The 631-nt window shown below is 47.5% G+C and carries 1 protein-coding gene; it reads right to left on the minus strand.

Going from position 1 to position 631, the window contains the following annotated elements; all coding sequences use genetic code 11:
• Nucleotides 1-552, minus strand: a 552-nt coding sequence (locus tag E8K88_RS17915) for a hypothetical protein (RefSeq protein WP_205880134.1), incomplete at its 3' end; no start/stop codon positions are given.
• Nucleotides 553-631 lie beyond the last annotated feature (79 nt).

The following is a 631-nucleotide window of genomic DNA, read 5'->3' on the forward strand; positions in this document are numbered from 1 at the left end:
GGGCGCAATAGGCGCTACTGGCGTTAAATCGTAATGGATGCGGCCAACGAATTCTCTTTCTGAGTTGGCATTGTCGAATGGATAAACCACCCCTGCACCAACCAGTATGTCTATGTTTGCATCGCCAATAAATGCAGTTCCAGAAGGTGATGTTGTTGCGCGATATCGAATGTTGTATGGCCCTGTGCTGGTAATGTAAAAGGCTTGAGAGGCCCCAGATTCGATAGCAGTGTTAAGTGTCACGGGAATATCGACAAGTTCACTAGCAGAGCCCGTGACGCCAGCTGTTCCAATCAATGTCCACTCGGACGGATTTGATTCAAAGCCCGCATATGTTCCGCTTCGGGTATACACCTCGAAAGTCACATCATTCATGTCGACATACGGATAGATCCCAAATCCAGTAATCGTCACGTCGTTGGATGCGGCAACGTCAAACATTACTCCCTGCCTATTGTTGCCCCAGGGCGGCGGCGAATCTAGAGTTTGTTGTGCAAATACAAGGCAGCTTGACAGCGTCAGCGCAGCTGATACAAGTAGTGAGCGAATCATGGTTGGCATCCAGAGAAGTGAAATGCGTCTTTTAACGCTTATTTACATTTCTTCATATCCCTGATTTCAGGTATTTTGA

Origin of the sequence: Lampropedia aestuarii (assembly GCF_004803635.1) — a bacterium.
Taxonomy (GTDB): Bacteria; Pseudomonadota; Gammaproteobacteria; order Burkholderiales; family Burkholderiaceae_C; genus Lampropedia; species Lampropedia aestuarii.